Source organism: Planctomycetota bacterium (assembly GCA_018242585.1).
Lineage (GTDB): Bacteria > Planctomycetota > Planctomycetia > Pirellulales > PNKZ01 > JAFEBQ01.
On sequence record JAFEBQ010000004.1, the window covers coordinates 23,477 to 40,290 of the forward strand.

Here is a 16,814-nt window from a genome sequence, read left to right on the forward strand (position 1 = left end):
ATCACGGCCGTTCTGTATTCATCATTCCGCACTCATCATTCATCACTTCCCCCATGCCTTCTCTCGTCTTCATCTCAGCTGACTTGCTGGGCTTTTCGGCCGTCGATGTGGCCGCGCGGCAAGCTGGGACCAAACTCGTCACGATTCGCGATTGGCAGGACTTGGCTGCGCAAATGCCTCCGGACACCGCGCGCGTGATCGTCGATCTCGACACGCCGGGGCTCGACATCGCCGGCGTGGTGCGGACGGTTCGCGACATTGCGCCGGCGGCCGAGATCATCGGCTATGGGCCGCACGTGAAGACGGCCTTGCTGGCCGCAGCCGAGCAAGCCGGTTGCCAAGTCATCAGCCGCGGGCAATTCCACGCCAATCTCGGTGCGCTGGCCGTTGTGCCAGCTTCGTAGGTTGCCTTTTTTCGGACGACCCGACTGGCGATGCTAGCTGGCCATTTGCGTGGTGCGTGTCGACATCCGGGTTCGACCTGGGCAATCCTGGCGAATTCTTACACAGTTGCCGAAGGAAACTGGGGCGTGCCCTGCTTTCACGTCGAAACTAGACGTGCGTTTTCTTGCGCGCGTGGTCTGTAATCTTTTGGCGTGATTGCCATGTTGCACTCCTGGTCCGTTCGCCTGGCCGTCCTGGTCGCGGTGCTTTGCGTGACGACGCCGGCTGGAGCCGATGACGCCGAGTTGGCAATGGTGACCGGCGATGCGTCGGTCAACCAGCGTCTGGCCGCGCTCGAAGCCGAGATCGAACAGTTGCGCGCCGCCTCGCGGGCGACGCTCACCGCGGCGGCCACCTTTGACCCGCCAGTTCCGGTCGAGGAAGGTTGCACGCCGTCGCCGGCCTGCGAACCCATCGTCGGCCGCGACTTTTTCAATTGCGGCTGCCGCACCGGAGGCATCGTCGCCGGCGCCGAAGCGGTCTTCTTCAAGCCGTTCTATTCCGCAAACGGGGCGCCGAACGTCGATTCGACAGCGGTCCCAGCCGCCGTTCCGTCCACCATGACAACCTATCCACAACTGCAGTACAACTACGTCGCCGCTCCGCGGCTTTGGGTGGGCTATGTCGGTGCGAACGGGCTGGGGGCGCGATTCCGTTTTTTCGATTACTACAACACGGCATCCAGCGACTTCGGCGTATTGGCCGGAGCGGCTCCTGGCAACTTTATTCAAAACGCAGTGATCGCGCTGCGAACCTATGACCTGGAACTGACCCAACAAGTTGATTTCCGCTCTTGGCGTCTGCAGGGCTTCGGCGGCGTGCGCTATGCCCAATCGAATCAGCAAAGCCAGGCGATCGGTGGCGCCTTCGTGAATACCCAAGCTTCGATCTCGTATTATGGCCTTGGGCCCACCGCCGGATTCCAAGCCGAGCGGGCCGTGACCTCAAACGGCCGCTGGTCCATCTATGGCGCGGGGCGTGGGTCGTTGTTGTACGGCAACCAGCGCGATAATACCGCGGACATTACCGGAAGCTATATCAATGGCAACCGGGAACTGAATAGCGTCTTCGCCTCAATTTGGGAATTGAGCCTGGGACCACAGTGGAAGATTCGTTTGCCGCGCGGCGGCGAGTTCTTCGTCCGTACCACCGTTGAAGCGCAATACTGGCAAGGAGTCGGCAACTTCGCGCCAACCCCCGTCGCCAATTTGTTCACCCCAGCGTTGAATCGCAACAACGACGCCGGCGGCTTTGGTCTGCTCGGTTTTTCGGGCGCGATCGGCATCACGCGCTAAATGGGTGCATGCCTTCCACGACTCGCGCGGCGCATAGCCTAGCGCTTCATCACGGCCGCGATCTTGTGCGCCAGTTGCGACGATTCGAGCGCTTCAATCCCGCCTGGGAACGGCATGCACCAGTTGGGCCATTCGTTGACCGTGCCGGGAATGTTGATCCGCATCGACGTGCCGATGGCGTCTTCGAGCGTGGCGTTCAGGATCAGCGACGGCGCCTGGGCCAGATTGGCGTAAACTCGCTCGATCACGTCGGCGACCGGTGCGTCGCCACTCAGCCCGCAAAGGTACTCCAACCGGCGGCGCAATTCGTGCATCCCTTCGACATGGACCTTGATGCCGGCCCGCTGCTGGGCGGCCAGATCCTCGCCGGTCCACACTCCGGCCAGCGTCGGCAAGTCGTGGGTCGACGCGGCCACCATTGCGCGGTACGGATACTCGCGCGTCGGTTGCGGCTCCCACCACAATAGCCGGTAGGAAAGAATGTTCTGGCTTTGCAGCAGTTCGCGAGTGCCTGGCTCGACCGTCCCCAGGTCTTCGCCCACGACGAACGCGCCGGCTCGATGACTTTCGAGCGCCAAGATGGCCAGCGTTTCGTCGGCGCGATAACGGACATAGCCCCCCTGGCTGCCGTGCATACCATAGGGAATCCAGAACAGCCGCATCAGCCCCATCACATGGTCGATGCGCAGCCCGCCGGCGTGACGCAGCGCGGCACGAAACGTCTGGATCAACGGTTCGTATCCCGCCGCGCGCAGTCGGTGGGGCACCAGCGGCGGCAGGCCCCAATTCTGACCGTCGGTGTTGTACATGTCGGGCGGCGAACCGACGCTGACGTTGCGTGCCAGCGTGTCCTGCCAGACCCAGGCGTCGCAACCGCCGGGGTCAAAGCCAATCGGCAAATCGTGAATGATCGCGATTCGTTGCGACGCGGCCCGCAGTTGCTCATCGACGAGCCATTGCAGCCACATGTGGTATTCGGCTCGGCGGCGCTCGGCCGCCGGCCAGCTTTCCAAACGCACGCTCTCGGCGCGGCGATACTGCTCGGGCCAGCGCCGCCAGTCGCCGCCGTGCCGCTCGGCCAGTGCGCAGAACGCGCCCCATTCTTCAAGCCCGCGCCCCAACTCGGCGCGATACTTGGCGAAGCCTTCGTCGTTGACGCCGCGCGCCCAGATTTTTTCGAGCGCCCCGTTCTTCACCCGCCAGACCGCGTCCCGGTCAAGCCGTTCGCCGACATTGAGCGCGCGCCCCGCCGCAATCAACGGTTCCAGCTCCGCGCCGAGCGCCGCGGCGCCAGGCACGTCCTCGACGCGCAAATAGAGTGGATTGCGAAACCGCCGGCTGGCCGGTGAATAGGGACTGGGCTGCTGCGAATCGATCGGCGCCACGCCCGAGATCGGATTGACCATCACGCAACCGGCGCCGAGCCCCTTGGCCCAATCGGCAATCCGCCGCAGGTCGGCCAGATCGCCGAAGCCCCAGCTTTGCCGCGAGCGCATCGAATAGAGCTGCGCCGCCCAACCCCACATCCGCTCGGGTAAGCGGCACTCGTGCGGCGCGACGATCACGCGAACCGTTGCGTCGCTTCCCTCGGGATAGAACGTGTGATAGCCCAGCGGCACGTCGCCCGGGATCCAATACTCGACGTGCCAGTCGTCGCCGTTTTCGAGCCGCAAGCGCCCTTTGCGCTGCATGTCAGTCGAGTTGCCGGACCGAATCACGCGCACCGGGTCATCGCTCGGCGGCGGCTGGCCATCGGCCAGACCCATCGTCCGGTGCAACGCCTGGCGCGATTCGTCGCTGATCTGATGCCATTGCCCCGTGGTGTCGATGTAGGAACTGACGACGCCCCAAGCATCCGTATCCATAGCGCGAAACCGCCGGGCGCGCTGCGCGCTCGGCCCTCATCGGGTTGTGAAGCTCTCGATCGGCGCGACTAGGGACCGCCGACCACGTCGTACTGGGCCGCCGAATCGGCGGGCTTGGTGATCTTCACCCGCACCGCGCCGAGCGGATCACCGGCCTTGGCGACCGCCGGCACGCGCACGGTGATCTTGTGCTTGCCGGTCGATTGGATGCGCTGCGAAAAGGCCTTTTTGTTTTCCATCAACGTATCGTCCAGGTAGACGGTGAAGCCGGCCGGCGCCTCGACATCGACGCGCACCACCCCCGCCTGGACCAAATTGAACTCGCCCAGCAGATAATACGCCGCCGGTTCGGTTCCGCTGGCCGCCTCGGCCAAGGGCAACTCGCCCGAGAACAAAGCATAGACCGTCTTCCACTTGTCGGCCGGGGCGTTCAACACCTGGCTGCCCAAGTTCTTGGCGCTGGGCGCTTCGTCCTTCAGCTTGCCCCGGGTGACTTCCATCACGCGCCAGCGCTGGACGATCGGCGTCGAGCGCAAAGCGTATGGTCCCGGCTTGCCCAGCTCCGAGATGAACTTGACCAGGTCGATCAATTCATCGTGCGTGAGGAACTTGGCCAGCCCCTTGGGCATCAGCGATTTGCCTTCCGCCTCTTCGTCGATATCGGCGGTCGGAATACTGACCACCTGGCCCGAGGCTTCTTTCAATAGTACTCGCAGGTTATCGCGGCTGGCCACGATGCCGGTATGTACCTCGCCCGAGTTGGTTTGAATGATCCGGGTCAGGTACTGCTCCTTGATCGCCAAGTCCGGCTGCAGGATGGAATTGATCACGTAATCAACCGGCGAAACCGCGCCAACCGTGGTCAACTCGGGACCAATATCGCCGCCGGCCTTGTTCAAGCTGTGACACTTGGTGCAGCTCAGGTCCGCGCGGCGGAAGACCTGTTCGCCACGTTTGGCATCGCCGCGGGCGCTCACCTCGGCCACCAGTCGCGACACTTCTTCCGGCGTTGGCGGCGGCGGGTCCGAAGCGATGCCGGCGGCTGAGCTGAGCACCGCCGACAAGTCGGCGTCGCTGCGACCGACTGAGTACATGTACCGCAGCGCCAGCTTGGCCACGTCAACATTCAGTTTCTGGTCACGCAGAGCCGCGCCCAGCGCGTCGGCGCCACCGCGCTGATTCAAAAACGCGGCCAGCATGCCGCTGGTATCGTCCTTGGTGGTCGCCTGGGCAAAGATATCGGCGGCGTGACGAGCCGCCAGCTTGACGTCGAGCTTCACCAACCCGCCGGCCGCCAAGATGCGAATCGGCATCGGCTGACTGGCCGCGGTCAACTGTTCGAGCGCGTCACGGTTCGACTTGCCACCAAGCAGAATCAACCCTTCGATCGCCGCCTTGCGCAGCGGCACTTCGGCCCCGGCGTCGAGCGCCGAGTGGGCCAACTCACCGGTGATCGACGACACTCGCCACAGCGAAGCCAGCTTGATCGAAACAGCCCGCAGCGCCGTCGGCACCTTGCGTCCCTCGCGGTTCGAGACAAACTGCCCCAGCGGCGACAGATCGCCGGCCGGCTTCACCTTGCGCGTCTGGGCGGTGTCGGCCAATTGATTGAAGATGCGCTCTCGCGAGGCGTCATCGGACTTCGACGAGACAGCCGCCTGGAACACCGTGGCCAGCTCATCGGCATTGCCGCGCTGGCAAATCACGTCGATCAACGCCGCGGTCTGATCCGCTTGAGCGCGACCCGAAGCCAGCAACTTGCTGACCGGCGCGGCCACGCTGTACTGTGGATTCTTCTCCTTGATCCGCCGCTCCAACGTGTTGGTCGTCTCCTTCAGCGTGTAGACCAGGTACTCATCCTGAGGATAAAGCAGCGATTCGCACGCGGCGGCCAACGCCTCGGGCGTGCGGAAGAAGCTCAACGCGCGGATCGCTTCGAGCCGCACGCGCGGGTGCTCGTCGTTGGCCAGCTTGCGCAACGTCTCGACCGGCGAGGCGACCCGATCGCGCCAATAGCACAGCACGCGCGTTGCCGCCGCCCGAGCGCGATAGTCGCTCGACTTCAGCATCCGCCGCAGGTGCTCTTCGTCGACCCGGTCGTGCCACTGACGAATCCACAAGGCTTCGAGCAGGTTGTGCTCGTAGTTCGCATCGCTCTTGTCGAGCCGATCGACCCAGACATCGAGCGCCGCGATCACGTCGGCGGTCGGGCGATTACCCAGTTCAATGCGGGCCCGGTAGCGAACCCGGTCTTCGTATTGCTTGAGCAAATCGAGCAACGCCGCGATCGGTTCGCCGGCAATTTTGGCCGGCTTCGACAGCGGGCGCGACTTGTGGGTGATTCGCCAGACACGGCCGTGGGTGTGATCGCGGTTCGGGTCGCGAACCGAGTGCTGCATGTGCCCGACCAGCGGGTTGTACCAATCGACGACGTACAACGCCCCGTCCGGCCCGAACTCAAGATCGACCGGCCGGAAGTTCGGGTCGCTGGAACGCAGCAGCGGATCGACCGGATCGGCGGCAAAGCCCGAGCCGTCGTCGCGCATCTTGTACTGCAGCACCCCCTGAAAGCCGATGCAGTTGTTCAGCAGATAGTTCCCCTGGTTCTCTTCAGGGAAGTGCTTGCTCGACACCAGTTCACAGCCCGACGTCGGCCGCCATTGCTTCTGCAAGAACTGCTTCAGTCCGCCGTGCTTGTTCGGATAGTCGACGTCGCCCGAAAACGCGGCCGCAAAGTAGTTCGCCCCGCCCGACGCATCGGCCACGAAATCTTGCCCCCAAGCGTCGAAGCAATGTCCCCACGGGTTGGCAAAGCCGTACGAGACAAAGACGTCGAACTTCCAGGTCCGCGGCTCCCAACGGAACACGCCGGCATTGGCACAGCGGCGCGGGCCGTAAGGCGTTTCGACCTGGGTGTGGTGGAACGTCCCTTCCTCGAAGTAGAGCGCCCCGCCCGGGTCATAGACAAACGCGCTGATCGAGTGGTGCGAGTCGGCCGAGTCAAAGCCGTGCAACACCAGCTCGCGCACGTCGGCACGGTCGTCGCCGTCGGTGTCTTGCAGGAACATCATGTTCGGTTGCTGGGCGACGTAGACGCCGTGCTTGCCGAACTCCATGCCGGTGGGCAGGTGCAGCTTGTCGGCGAACGTCGTGCATTTGTCGGCGCGACCGTCCCCGTTGGTGTCTTCCAGAATCAGAATCCGATCGTTCGGCGGCGTACCGGGCAGGTACATCGGATAGCTATTCATCGTGCAAACCCACAGCCGGCCCCGCGCGTCGAACGCCATTTGCACCGGCTTTTCCAGGTCGGGGAACTCGACTTCCGACGCGAACAGGTTCACTTGGAACCCTTCGGCCAGTTCCATCTTCTGGCGTGACTGCTCGGGCGTGGTCAGCGCGACCTCGTTCTTGTAATTCGTCTCGATCGGGGTGAACGCGCCGGTGTTGCTGTCATCGATCTTGTCGGGGACCGACTTGCCTTGGGCCACGGCCCAAACGCGCTGGTCGCGATTGGCGATCATCTTGCGCAGCTTGGCGAACTCGGCCGGAAAGTTGACCACGCCGAACGGGTTCTTCCGGCCGCCATAAATGTAAAAGCCGTTCACGGCCCGGTAGTCGAAGAAGAACTGTGTGTTCTTCTCGTTCACCTCGGCCTGCAAGCGGATGATCAATTCGGGGTCGGCCACCTTGCCGGTGCGCGGGCCGAACAAACCGGTGTCGATCATCTGGGCGACGTAAAAGTCCCCCTTCTCGTTCAGATGCACCCCATTGATCGTCCAATGGCTCTTCCGCTTCGGCTTGGCCATTTCGGTTTGCGTCGGGTGGAACAAATCGACGAACGGCACGCCATGCTTCTCGGCCACGCGTTGCATACTGGCCGTGTATAATTCCAGGTTCTTGTTATCGGCCGAGCCGTCGGGCAGCTCGGCAAGGTTCAAGTTCTCGTGCGCAATGGGAGAGATCAGCGCCAATCGCGCCGTCGCGCGGCCGTTGTACTTGGTCGTGATAGTTTCGGTGATGAACTTCTCGAGATCGGCCTCGAACTTGGCCAGTCCTTCCGGCCCGGCGAACGATTCATCGAAGCCGAACATCGCGATTACCACGTCGGCCTGATGGTCCCCCAGGCGATGCCCGTGGTCGTCGAAATCCTTCGACCGTGGCCGCAAGGTCAACTCGTCGGCGCTCCAGCCCAGATCGCGGACCACCAGTTGATGTTGCGGAAAGCGCAGATGGAGCATCGTCTCGAAGTTGCCGAAGTACTGCATCCGCTCGGCCAGCGTATTGCCAATGATGCAAACGTGGTCATTCGGCTGTAGTTCCAACCGCCGCGACGCAGGCTCATCGGCGGCCCAAACCAACGACGAGCAGAACATCAAAGCCACGAGCGCCATCGAGCGCAACAACAAACCGGGCGTGGTCATGCAATCCTCGCGGTAAACGAAACGAACAGACGGGGTTGTCGAGGTGGGAAACCGGCGCGAGCGCTGCAAATCGCAAGCAAGCGACCGATCGGACAATGCGTTCGTGGCCGAGGCCGGAATCTTCGATCCCAGCCCCCGCGTAACGAGCCAATATCATAGCCTACGGCCTCGGGCCGTGGCGAGCCTCGGATTAAAAACCGGTTGTGATTTCACCCCCGGCCGGGGAGAATAGGTTGATCCCGCCTGCGGCCCGTCTGGGGCCGTCCCCTGCCCCGTGATGTGCTCCTACTCTGGTTTGGAATGTTCGCGATGCCGCGTGACTCCTGGTTGATTCTCGCGCTGCTGGTCGCCTTGGCCTCTCGGGCCTGGGGCGCGCCGGTCGATGCATCAGCCGCGGCCGATTCACCGCGCGCCGCAGCGCCCGACGAAGCCGCCCAGCGCGAGTTCTTCGAGCGCCGCGTCCGGCCGGTGCTGGTCGAGAACTGCCAAGGCTGTCACGGCGCCGAGAAACAAAAAGGCGGCCTGCGCGTCGACTCGCGCGCTGCTTTGCTCGCTGGCGGCGACTCGGGGGCGGCCGTCGTGCCGGGCAAGCCCGACGAAGGCTATCTGGTCTCGGCCGTCAACTATGGCGAGCTGTACCAGATGCCGCCCAAGGGGAAGTTGAAACCCGGTGAGATCGAAGCCCTAACCCAGTGGGTGCGCGACGGAGCATACTGGCCCGCCGAAGCTGCCACCGCCGGCGCGGGCAAACCGACCGGCGAGATCAACTGGGCCGAACGGGCCGACTTCTGGTCGTTCAAGCCGATCGGACGGTTTGAACCGCCGGCCGTGCGCAACGCGGCGTGGTGTGCGACGCCGATCGATCGTTTCGTCTTGACCCGCCTGGAACAAGCCGGCCTGTCGACCGCCAGCGACGCCGAGCGCTCGGCCTGGCTGCGACGCGTGACGTTCGCGCTGACTGGCTTGCCGCCGACGGTGGCCGAGGTCGAAGCCTTCGCGGCCGATACATCGCCGCAGGCTTACGAACACGTCGTCGATCGCTTACTCGCCTCGCCGCGCTATGGCGAGCGCTTTGCCCGCCATTGGCTCGATCTGGCCCGGTACGCGGAAACCTACGGCCACGAGTTCGACTTTGACATCCCTCACGCCTGGCGGTATCGCGACTATGTCATTCGCGCGCTCAATGCCGATTTGCCCTACGATCAGTTTATTCGCGAGCAAGTCGCCGGCGATTTGCTGCCCGAGCCGCGGCGCTTGGCCGATGGCGCGAACGAGTCGATCCGCGGCACGGGTTTCTTTTGGTTCGGCGAGCAGACTCATTCGCCGGTCGATCTGTGGCAAGCCGAGGCCGAGCGCATCGATAACCAAATCGACGTGCTGAGCAAGACGTTCCTCGGGCTCACGGTCGCGTGCGCCCGCTGTCACGATCACAAGTTCGACGCGCTACGGGCGAGCGACTACTACGCTCTGTTTGGCATCCTGCGCAGCTCGCGATTCAGCCAGGTCGATACGTGCGCGCCGGCCAAGAACGAAAAACTGCTGGCCGAGTTGGCCGGCTTGAAACCGGCGCTGCGCGTCGCCGTGGCCGAGGCGGTACGGCCCCAATTCGAGCAACTCGATCGGGCATTACTCGACGCCGTGCGTGCCGAGCAATCGGCCGCCGCCAGCCCCGCCGGGGCTATTCCGCCGGCACCGGGCGAATGGCGCTGGCAGTTCAGCGAAGCCCGCAGCGCCGATCACCCGCTCTACCCTTGGGCCGCGCTGTTGAAGGAGAACAAGCCGATCGACGAAGCGGCCCTTGCCACGGTCTGGAAGGTGTTCACCAAGCCAACGCCGCCGGGTGATCTGAAAGACAACATCGAACTGCTCGATTGGCACCGACCACTCCCCACGGGTTGGAAAGTGTACGGCTCGGCGTTCGCCGCAGGTCCGAGCCGGCCCGGCGATTTCCAACTGGGAAACCTGGCGTCGCAGCCGATCACGGCCGTGTCGCCGCGACTGACGCTGAACACCGCCAGCGCGTCGAAACGCTTGCAAGGTTCGCTACAGACGCCCGACTTTACGATCGAGCGCGACAAGATCCACGTTTTGGTCGCGGGCTGGCAGACGCGCGTGCGGCTGGTGGTCGACGGCTTCGAGCTGATTCGCTCGCCGATCTACGGTGGCTTGACCCGACCGATCGCCACCGACAAGCCGCGATGGATGACGTTCGACGTCAAAATGTGGCGCGGGCATCGGGCCTATTTCGAGTTCCAGGACATCGCCCCGCAAGACCCCGCCGATCCATTGCCCTCGGCCACAACGATCGCCCTGTACGGCAAGGTGCTGGCCGCCGATGTGCCGCTGGAAAACATCTACGGGGGCGTCGGCTGGCTGTCGCTCGAACGGATCGTGCAATCGGACCATGCCGCGCCACCGCTGCGGACGACGGTTGCCGATTTGCTGGGGAGCGAACCGCCCCGTTCGCTCGAAGAATTGGCCACGCGGTATCGGACCGCGGCGCTGGCGGCGCTCGATGCCTGGCGGCGCGACGTGCTGGACGATTCGACGCAAATTGCCGCGCAAGGCGCGCTGCTCGATTGGCTGCTGAGTCAGACGCCGGCTGGCAAGCTGACCGAATCGCCGACCGCGGCAGCCGCGAACGTGCAGAAGCTCTGGCAATCCTATCGGGCTCGCGAAGCCGAGTTGAAGCGTCCGCAGTTCGCGCTGGCGATGACCGAGGGGACGCCCGCCGACGCGCCGATTTACATTCGCGGCAATCCCAAGAGCCGCGGCCCTCGCGCCGAGCGGCGATTTATTCAAGCGATCAGCCAAGACACGCCCGCGAACACCAGGCAATCAAGCGGACGTTTGTTCCTGGCCGAGCAATTGACCGACACATACAATCCGCTGGTCGCGCGGGTGATCGTCAATCGACTGTGGCGCTGGATGTACGGCGAAGGGCTGGCCCGCACGCCCGACGACTTTGGCCACATGGGTCAGTCGCCGTCGCACGCCGAACTGCTCGACTGGCTGGCCCATGATTTCATGGCCCACGGCTGGTCGATCAAGCGGGCCTTGCGACAGATCGCCCTGTCGCACACCTACCGTTTAAGCAGCACGCCCAACGCCAAATCATTGGCGGCCGATCCTGACAATCGGCTGTGGCATCACGTGCCGGTCAAGCGCCTGGAAGCTGAGTCGATTCGCGACGCGCTGCTCGTGATCTCGGGCCGCCTGGACAGCACGATGTATGGCCCGAGCGTGGCGGCGCACTTGAACGATTTCATGATCGGTCGCGGCCGCCCCTCGAGCAGCGGGCCGTTGGATGGCGCTGGCCGGCGCAGCATTTATCTTGCCGTGCGGCGCAACTTTCTGAATCCGATGTTCCTGGCGTTCGACGCGCCGCAGCCCTTCTCGACTGTCGGGCGGCGCAGCGTCTCGCACGTGCCGGCCCAGGCATTGGCCATGATGAACAACCCGCTGGTCATCGATCAGGCCGAGCGTTGGGCCCGCCGCGCGCTGACCGACGAGCCCAGCGACCCGGCCCGGCGTGTGAACCAGATGTACCTGGCGGCCTTTGCCCGGCCGGCCACGCCCGACGAATTGCAAGCCGCCCTCGAGTTCGTGGCCGCCAACTCGACACCCTCCGGTGGCCCACAAGACGCGGCCGTGTGGGGCGATCTGGCCCATGCCTTGTTGAACGCCAGCGAATTTGTCTTTGTCCCGTAACGGAACCAGTATGTCGACCCACTGCGGACGCTTTCACCGAGCCCCTGTTTCGCGGCGCGAGATGCTCGCGCGCTGCGCCAATGGCTTTGGCGCGGTCGCGCTCGCGGCGCTGCTCGATGAATGGGGACTGGCCGCCGACGGCGCGCCGACCAAGGGACCGAACCTGCCGCGCAAACCCCACTTTGCGGCCAAGGCCAAAAATGTCATTTTCCTGTTCATGGACGGCGGCCCGTCGCAGGTCGACACGTTCGACTACAAGCCGCGGCTCGAAAAGGAGCACGGCGAGCCGATCAAAATGAAGACGCCCCCCACCCAGTTCAACAACGTGGGCAAGGTGCTCAAGTCGCCGTGGGAGTTCAAGCCGCGCGGCCAGTGCGGCACGATGGTCAGCGATCTGTTCCCCCACGTGGCCGAGTGCGTCGACGAGATGGCCATCGTGCGGTCGATGGTCTCGAACTTTTCGGAGCACACCGCCGCGAATTACTTCATGCACTCGGGCTCCGGTCTGCAAGGGCGGCCCAGCATGGGAGCCTGGGTCACCTACGGCCTGGGGAGCGAGTGCCAGAACTTGCCCGGCTTTGTCGTACTCGATTGCGCGCAGATTCCCCCCGGCGGCGCCGATCTGTTCAACAGCGGCTTTCTGCCGGCCAGCTATCAGGGTTCGTTCTTCCACGCCAACGCGCACCCGGTTGCGGACCTGAAGCGCGACGAGACAAGCGACGACTTGCAGCGGCGCAAGCTGGCCCTGGCCGCGCGGATGAATCGTAATCTACTCTCCGCCACCGGGCACAATGATGAGGTCGAAGCGGCGCTGGCCAACTACGAGTTGGCTTTCAAAATGCAAACCACCGTGCCCGAGCTGGTCGACCTCGGCGGCGAAAGCGAGGCCACGCACAAGCTATACGGGCTGGACGAAAAAGAGACCGAGCAATTCGGGCGGCAATGCCTGATGGCGCGGCGGCTGGTCGAGCGCGGCGTCCGGTTCATCGAGCTGCTACCTCCGCGGATCAACGGCGACCGCTGGGACCAGCACGGCAAATTGCGCGACGGACACGAGCAAAACGCCCGCCAGACCGACAAGCCCGTCGCGGCCTTGCTCAAGGATCTGAAGTCTCGCGGCCTGCTGGACAGCACGCTGGTAATCTGGGGTGGCGAGTTCGGCCGCACGCCGATGGCCCAGGGGAGCGACGGGCGCGATCACAACCCGTTCGGCTTCACCATGTGGCTGGCCGGCGGCGGGATCAAGGGAGGAACGGTCTACGGCGCGACCGACGACTATGGCTATTACGCGGTCGAGAACAAGGTCGAGGTCCACGATCTGCACGCCACGATGCTCCACTTGCTGGGGCTCGACCACAAGCGAAGCACGTACCGCTTTGGCGGCCGCGACATGCGCCTGACCGACGTGCATGGGGAAGTAGTGAAAGGGATTTTGGCATAACCGGAATGTTTGTATTGATCTGCCCGAGTTTCCGCCCGCTACAATTCCCGCATGGACACGTTCATTCTCAAATGCCGGAAGTGCGGTCTGACCTTGATCGGCAGCACCAAAGAGCCACGCACCGGCCAGCTCAAGCCGCAGCCCTGGCTGTGCGCCGAGTGCGCGAAAAAAAAGCCAGGGACCGAGGCCGCGAAGATGCTGTCGAAACAGAAGCAGTAGTACCCGTAGGTCAGGCCTTGGCCTGACGAATGGTGGCCACAACCATGTCAGGCCAAGGCCTGACCTACGAAACTGACCTCAAATGAAAAGACCATAGCGGGTGCCATGCTCAAGTCAGCAGACTTGAGCATGCGAATCGCCACAACGACATGCTCAAGCCTTGGGGGCCTTGAGCATGGCACCCGTTCTGATGGATGGCGCACCGTTGTTCGGCCCCCGGCGGCTCGCCGGGGGCTAAAGTCTCGATGCGACGATTGGCGTAACGTCCTTGGCCAAACGCAATTCCCGAGCCCCTAATCCCTCGCCCCTAGCCCCTCCTCTCCCCCCCGCCTTAACCTCAATCGCGTTGCAATCTTGGGGCTCCTCGGATAGGCTGTTGAGTGGCGTCGGGCACCGGCCCGGCGCTCCCGCCCCACTCGGCTTCTATCCCGTCAAACCTGGCCCGCCGATGATGGATCGTCCCTGGCGATTCACCGCTGTCGTTCTTGGCCTGTTGCTCTCGGCGCTGGCGCTACGCGCCGATGATCCTGAGAAACGTGATCCGAAGCCTAGCGACCCCGCAAAGCATGACGCCGAAGGGCTCGCCTTCTTCGAGCAGAAGATTCGCCCGGCGCTGGTCACCCACTGTTACGAGTGCCATTCGGCCCAGAGCAAGACGCCCAAGGGGGGCCTGCTGCTCGATAGTCGCCAAGGGTTGCTGACCGGCGGCGACTCGGGCCCCGCGCTGGTGGTGGGCAAGCCGGCCGAAAGCCTGCTGCTTCAGGCGATCAAGTACGAAGGGATCGACATGCCGCCGAAGGCCAAGCTGCCGGCCGAGGTGGTGGCCAACTTCGAACGTTGGATCGCGATGGGGGCTCCCGACCCGCGCGAAGGCAAGGCGCTGACCCGCGGACAAATCGACATTGAAGCCGGCCGCAAGTTCTGGTCGTTCCAACCGCCCCAACGTCGCCCCGCGCCGACGGTGCAACAAGCCGACTGGCCGCGCGGCGAGGTCGATCGCTACATCCTCACCCGACTGGAACAAGCCAAGCTGAAGCCAGTGGCCGACGCCTCGCGCCGGGCGCTGATTCGCCGGCTGTCGTTCGATCTGATCGGGCTGCCGCCGACGCCGGCCGAGATCGAAGCCTTTGAACAAGACAAGTCCCCCGACGCGGTCGAACGGCTGGTCGATCGATTGCTGGCGTCGCCGCAATTTGGCGAACGCTGGGCCCGGCACTGGCTCGACGTGGTCCGCTACGGCGAGTCGCTGACGCTGCGTGGGTTCATTTTGCCCGGCGCTTGGCGGTACCGCGATTACGTCATTCGGGCCTTCAACGAAGATCGGCCCTACCATCAGTTTGTGCTGGAACAGATCGCCGGCGACCTGCTGCCCGCCAACGATGTCGATACGAAGCAGCGGCAACGGGTGGCGGTGTCGTTCCTAGCCTTGGGGAACACCAACCTCGAAGAGCAAAACAAGAAGCAGTTGCGGATGGACGTGGTCGACGAGCAGCTCGACACCATCGGCAAGGTCTTCCTGGGCCAGACGCTGGGCTGTGCCCGGTGTCACGATCACAAGTTCGACCCGATTCCGACCCGCGATTACTACGCGCTGGCCGGCATTTTGCGCAGCACGCGGACCCTGCACCACGCCAACGTGTCGAAGTGGCTCGAAACGGCCGTGCCGCTGCCGCCGGACCAATCGGCGCAGTACGACAAGGCCGACGCCGAGATCAACGCCTTTGAGTCGAAGCTGCAAGCGGCGCGCAACAATCTGACCTCCATGATCGCCGTTCACGATGAACAGGCTTCGCCCAATGACAAGCCCGAGGCGCTTCCGGTCGGGGACTTGCCGGGCGTGGTGGTCGACGATGCGCAAGCCAAGGCGGTGGGCCAGTGGGTTCAGTCGACCCACTATCGCCGCTTCGTCGGCAGTGGCTACTTGCACGATGGCAACAAGGACAAGGGCAAGAAAACACTCACGTTCGTCCCCGACATCACCAAGGCCGGAAAGTACGAAGTGCGCCTGGCGTACACGTCGGACCCGAACCGCGCCACGTCGGTCCCGGTGACCATTTTCTGCGCCGACGGCGAAACGACCGTCCGCGTCAACATGCGCCAGGCCCCTGACCTGGACGGCCGCTTCGTCTCGCTGGGCACCTACCAATTCGAATCGAACGGCCAAGGTTTCGTCATCATCTCGAACGAGGGGACCGACGGGTATGTCTGTCCCGACGCGGTGCAGTTCGTGCCGTTCCAGTCGACCGACAACTTGATGAAGCTGGTCAAGACCAAGTTCTCCGACAATTCGCCCGAGGACGTTCGCCAGGCGAGCGACCGGTTGCAGTCGATGGAAAAGGAAATGACCAAGCTCCGCAAGGACGCCCCCAAGCGTCCCACGGTGCTGACGGTCGAGGAAGAGTTCCAGCCCGAGAACGCCCGGATTCACGCCCGTGGCAACGTGGCCACGCTGGGCGATGAAGTGCCTCGCGGGTTTCTGCAAGTGGCCATGTCCGAGCCGGCAACGGAATTGCCCAGCGACGAAAGCGGCCGCCGGCAGTTGGGCGAGTGGCTGGCCAGCGCCAAAAATCCCCTGACGGCGCGCGTGATGGTCAACCGGGTTTGGCACTGGCTGTTCGGCGCTGGCCTGGTGCGGACGACTGACAATTTCGGCGCTGCGGGCGAGTTGCCGTCGCACCCTGAACTGCTCGACTACCTGGCGACGCGTTTTGTCGACGAGGGCTGGTCGATCAAGAAGCTGGTCCGTGAGTTGGTCCTGTCGCACACGTACCAGTTGGCGACGACGACGGACAAAGCCGCCTTGGCCGCCGATCCCGAGAACCGGCTGCTGTGGCGGTCGAATCGGCGGCGACTCGACGGCGAGTGCCTGCGCGACGCGATGTTGCTGGTTAGCGGCCAATTGGACGCGAGCCCCGGCGAATCGCAAATCCCGGCCAGCGCCTCGTCGGACTATGGACTCAAGCTCGAGAACAATCGCCGCAGCATCTATCAGCCCATTCTGCGTAACGCCCTGCCCGAGGTGCTCGAAGTGTTTGACCTGGCCGATTCGAGTTCGGTCACCGGCAAGCGAAACGTCAGCACGGTCGCGCCGCAGGCGCTCTTGATGATGAATCATCCGTTCGTGCTGGCCCAAGCCGAGCACGCGGCCAAGCTGCTGCTGAAAGAACCGGATCGCTCGCGCTCGGAACGGGTAACGATGATCTTCCAACGGGCGCTGGGCCGCGAGCCGACGCCGCGCGAGTTGGAGTTCAGCGAGAAGTTCGTCGGCCGCTTGCTCGACGAGCAAAAGGTCGCGCCCGAGGAAGCCTGGAGTCAGGTTTACCAGGCCGTGTTTTCGACGATCGATTTCCGCTATACCGATTGAGTGCATATTCTACCCAGGGATGGCTATCCCTGGGCTTTCATCGTGGAGCGCTTG

8 protein-coding genes are annotated in these 16,814 nt (G+C 63.8%); 6 read left to right on the forward strand and 2 right to left on the reverse strand.

Features of this window, described 5'->3' with window-relative positions; genetic code table 11:
• The first annotated feature begins 53 nt into the window (after positions 1-53).
• Positions 54-404 carry a hypothetical protein gene (locus tag JSS27_01875; protein MBS0207679.1) on the forward strand — a complete coding sequence of 117 codons (351 nt, stop codon included), beginning with the start codon at positions 54-56 and terminating at the stop codon, positions 402-404.
• 201 nt (positions 405-605) lie between these two features.
• Positions 606-1,739, forward strand: a complete 1,134-nt coding sequence (locus JSS27_01880) for a hypothetical protein (GenBank protein MBS0207680.1) — start codon at positions 606-608, stop codon at positions 1,737-1,739.
• A 38-nt stretch (positions 1,740-1,777) separates the two neighbouring features.
• Here the strand turns inward: JSS27_01880 and malQ are convergent, their stop codons facing one another.
• Both malQ and JSS27_01890 read right to left on the reverse strand, forming a co-directional pair.
• On the reverse strand, positions 1,778-3,604 hold the full coding sequence (malQ, locus tag JSS27_01885) for a 4-alpha-glucanotransferase (protein ID MBS0207681.1): 1,827 nt from the start codon (positions 3,602-3,604) through the stop codon (positions 1,778-1,780).
• Positions 3,605-3,672: 68 nt separating this feature from the next.
• Positions 3,673-8,025: a HEAT repeat domain-containing protein gene (locus JSS27_01890; protein ID MBS0207682.1), complete on the reverse strand. Its 4,353-nt coding sequence runs from the start codon at positions 8,023-8,025 to the stop codon at positions 3,673-3,675.
• A gap of 309 nt (positions 8,026-8,334) precedes the next feature.
• Between JSS27_01890 and JSS27_01895 the strand changes: the two genes are divergently transcribed.
• The 4 genes from JSS27_01895 to JSS27_01910 all read left to right on the forward strand — a co-directional run bounded on the left by JSS27_01895 (position 8,335) and on the right by JSS27_01910 (position 16,760).
• The gene (locus tag JSS27_01895; protein ID MBS0207683.1) at positions 8,335-11,736 is read left to right on the forward strand and encodes a PSD1 domain-containing protein; all 3,402 of its coding nucleotides are present in this window, start codon (positions 8,335-8,337) and stop codon (positions 11,734-11,736) included.
• 61 nt (positions 11,737-11,797) lie between these two features.
• A complete protein-coding gene (locus JSS27_01900; GenBank protein ID MBS0207684.1) occupies positions 11,798-13,177 on the forward strand; it encodes a DUF1501 domain-containing protein in 1,380 nt (459 codons plus the stop codon).
• 51 nt (positions 13,178-13,228) lie between these two features.
• Entirely contained in the window at positions 13,229-13,396 is a 168-nt protein-coding gene (locus JSS27_01905) for a hypothetical protein (protein ID MBS0207685.1), read from the forward strand.
• A 451-nt stretch (positions 13,397-13,847) separates the two neighbouring features.
• Positions 13,848-16,760 carry a DUF1553 domain-containing protein gene (locus tag JSS27_01910; protein MBS0207686.1) on the forward strand — a complete coding sequence of 971 codons (2,913 nt, stop codon included), beginning with the start codon at positions 13,848-13,850 and terminating at the stop codon, positions 16,758-16,760.
• Positions 16,761-16,814 lie beyond the last annotated feature (54 nt).

Coding starts and splice junctions, on each gene's coding strand:
- JSS27_01895 (MBS0207683.1), top strand. CDS start 8,335: ATGCCGCGTGACTCCTGGTTGATTCTCGCGCTGCTGGTCGCCTTGGCC.
- JSS27_01910 (MBS0207686.1), top strand. CDS start 13,848: ATGGATCGTCCCTGGCGATTCACCGCTGTCGTTCTTGGCCTGTTGCTC.
- JSS27_01880 (MBS0207680.1), top strand. CDS start 606: ATGTTGCACTCCTGGTCCGTTCGCCTGGCCGTCCTGGTCGCGGTGCTT.
- JSS27_01900 (MBS0207684.1), top strand. CDS start 11,798: ATGCTCGCGCGCTGCGCCAATGGCTTTGGCGCGGTCGCGCTCGCGGCG.
- JSS27_01890 (MBS0207682.1), bottom strand. CDS start 8,025: ATGACCACGCCCGGTTTGTTGTTGCGCTCGATGGCGCTCGTGGCTTTG.
- JSS27_01875 (MBS0207679.1), top strand. CDS start 54: ATGCCTTCTCTCGTCTTCATCTCAGCTGACTTGCTGGGCTTTTCGGCC.
- malQ (MBS0207681.1), bottom strand. CDS start 3,604: ATGGATACGGATGCTTGGGGCGTCGTCAGTTCCTACATCGACACCACG.
- JSS27_01905 (MBS0207685.1), top strand. CDS start 13,229: ATGGACACGTTCATTCTCAAATGCCGGAAGTGCGGTCTGACCTTGATC.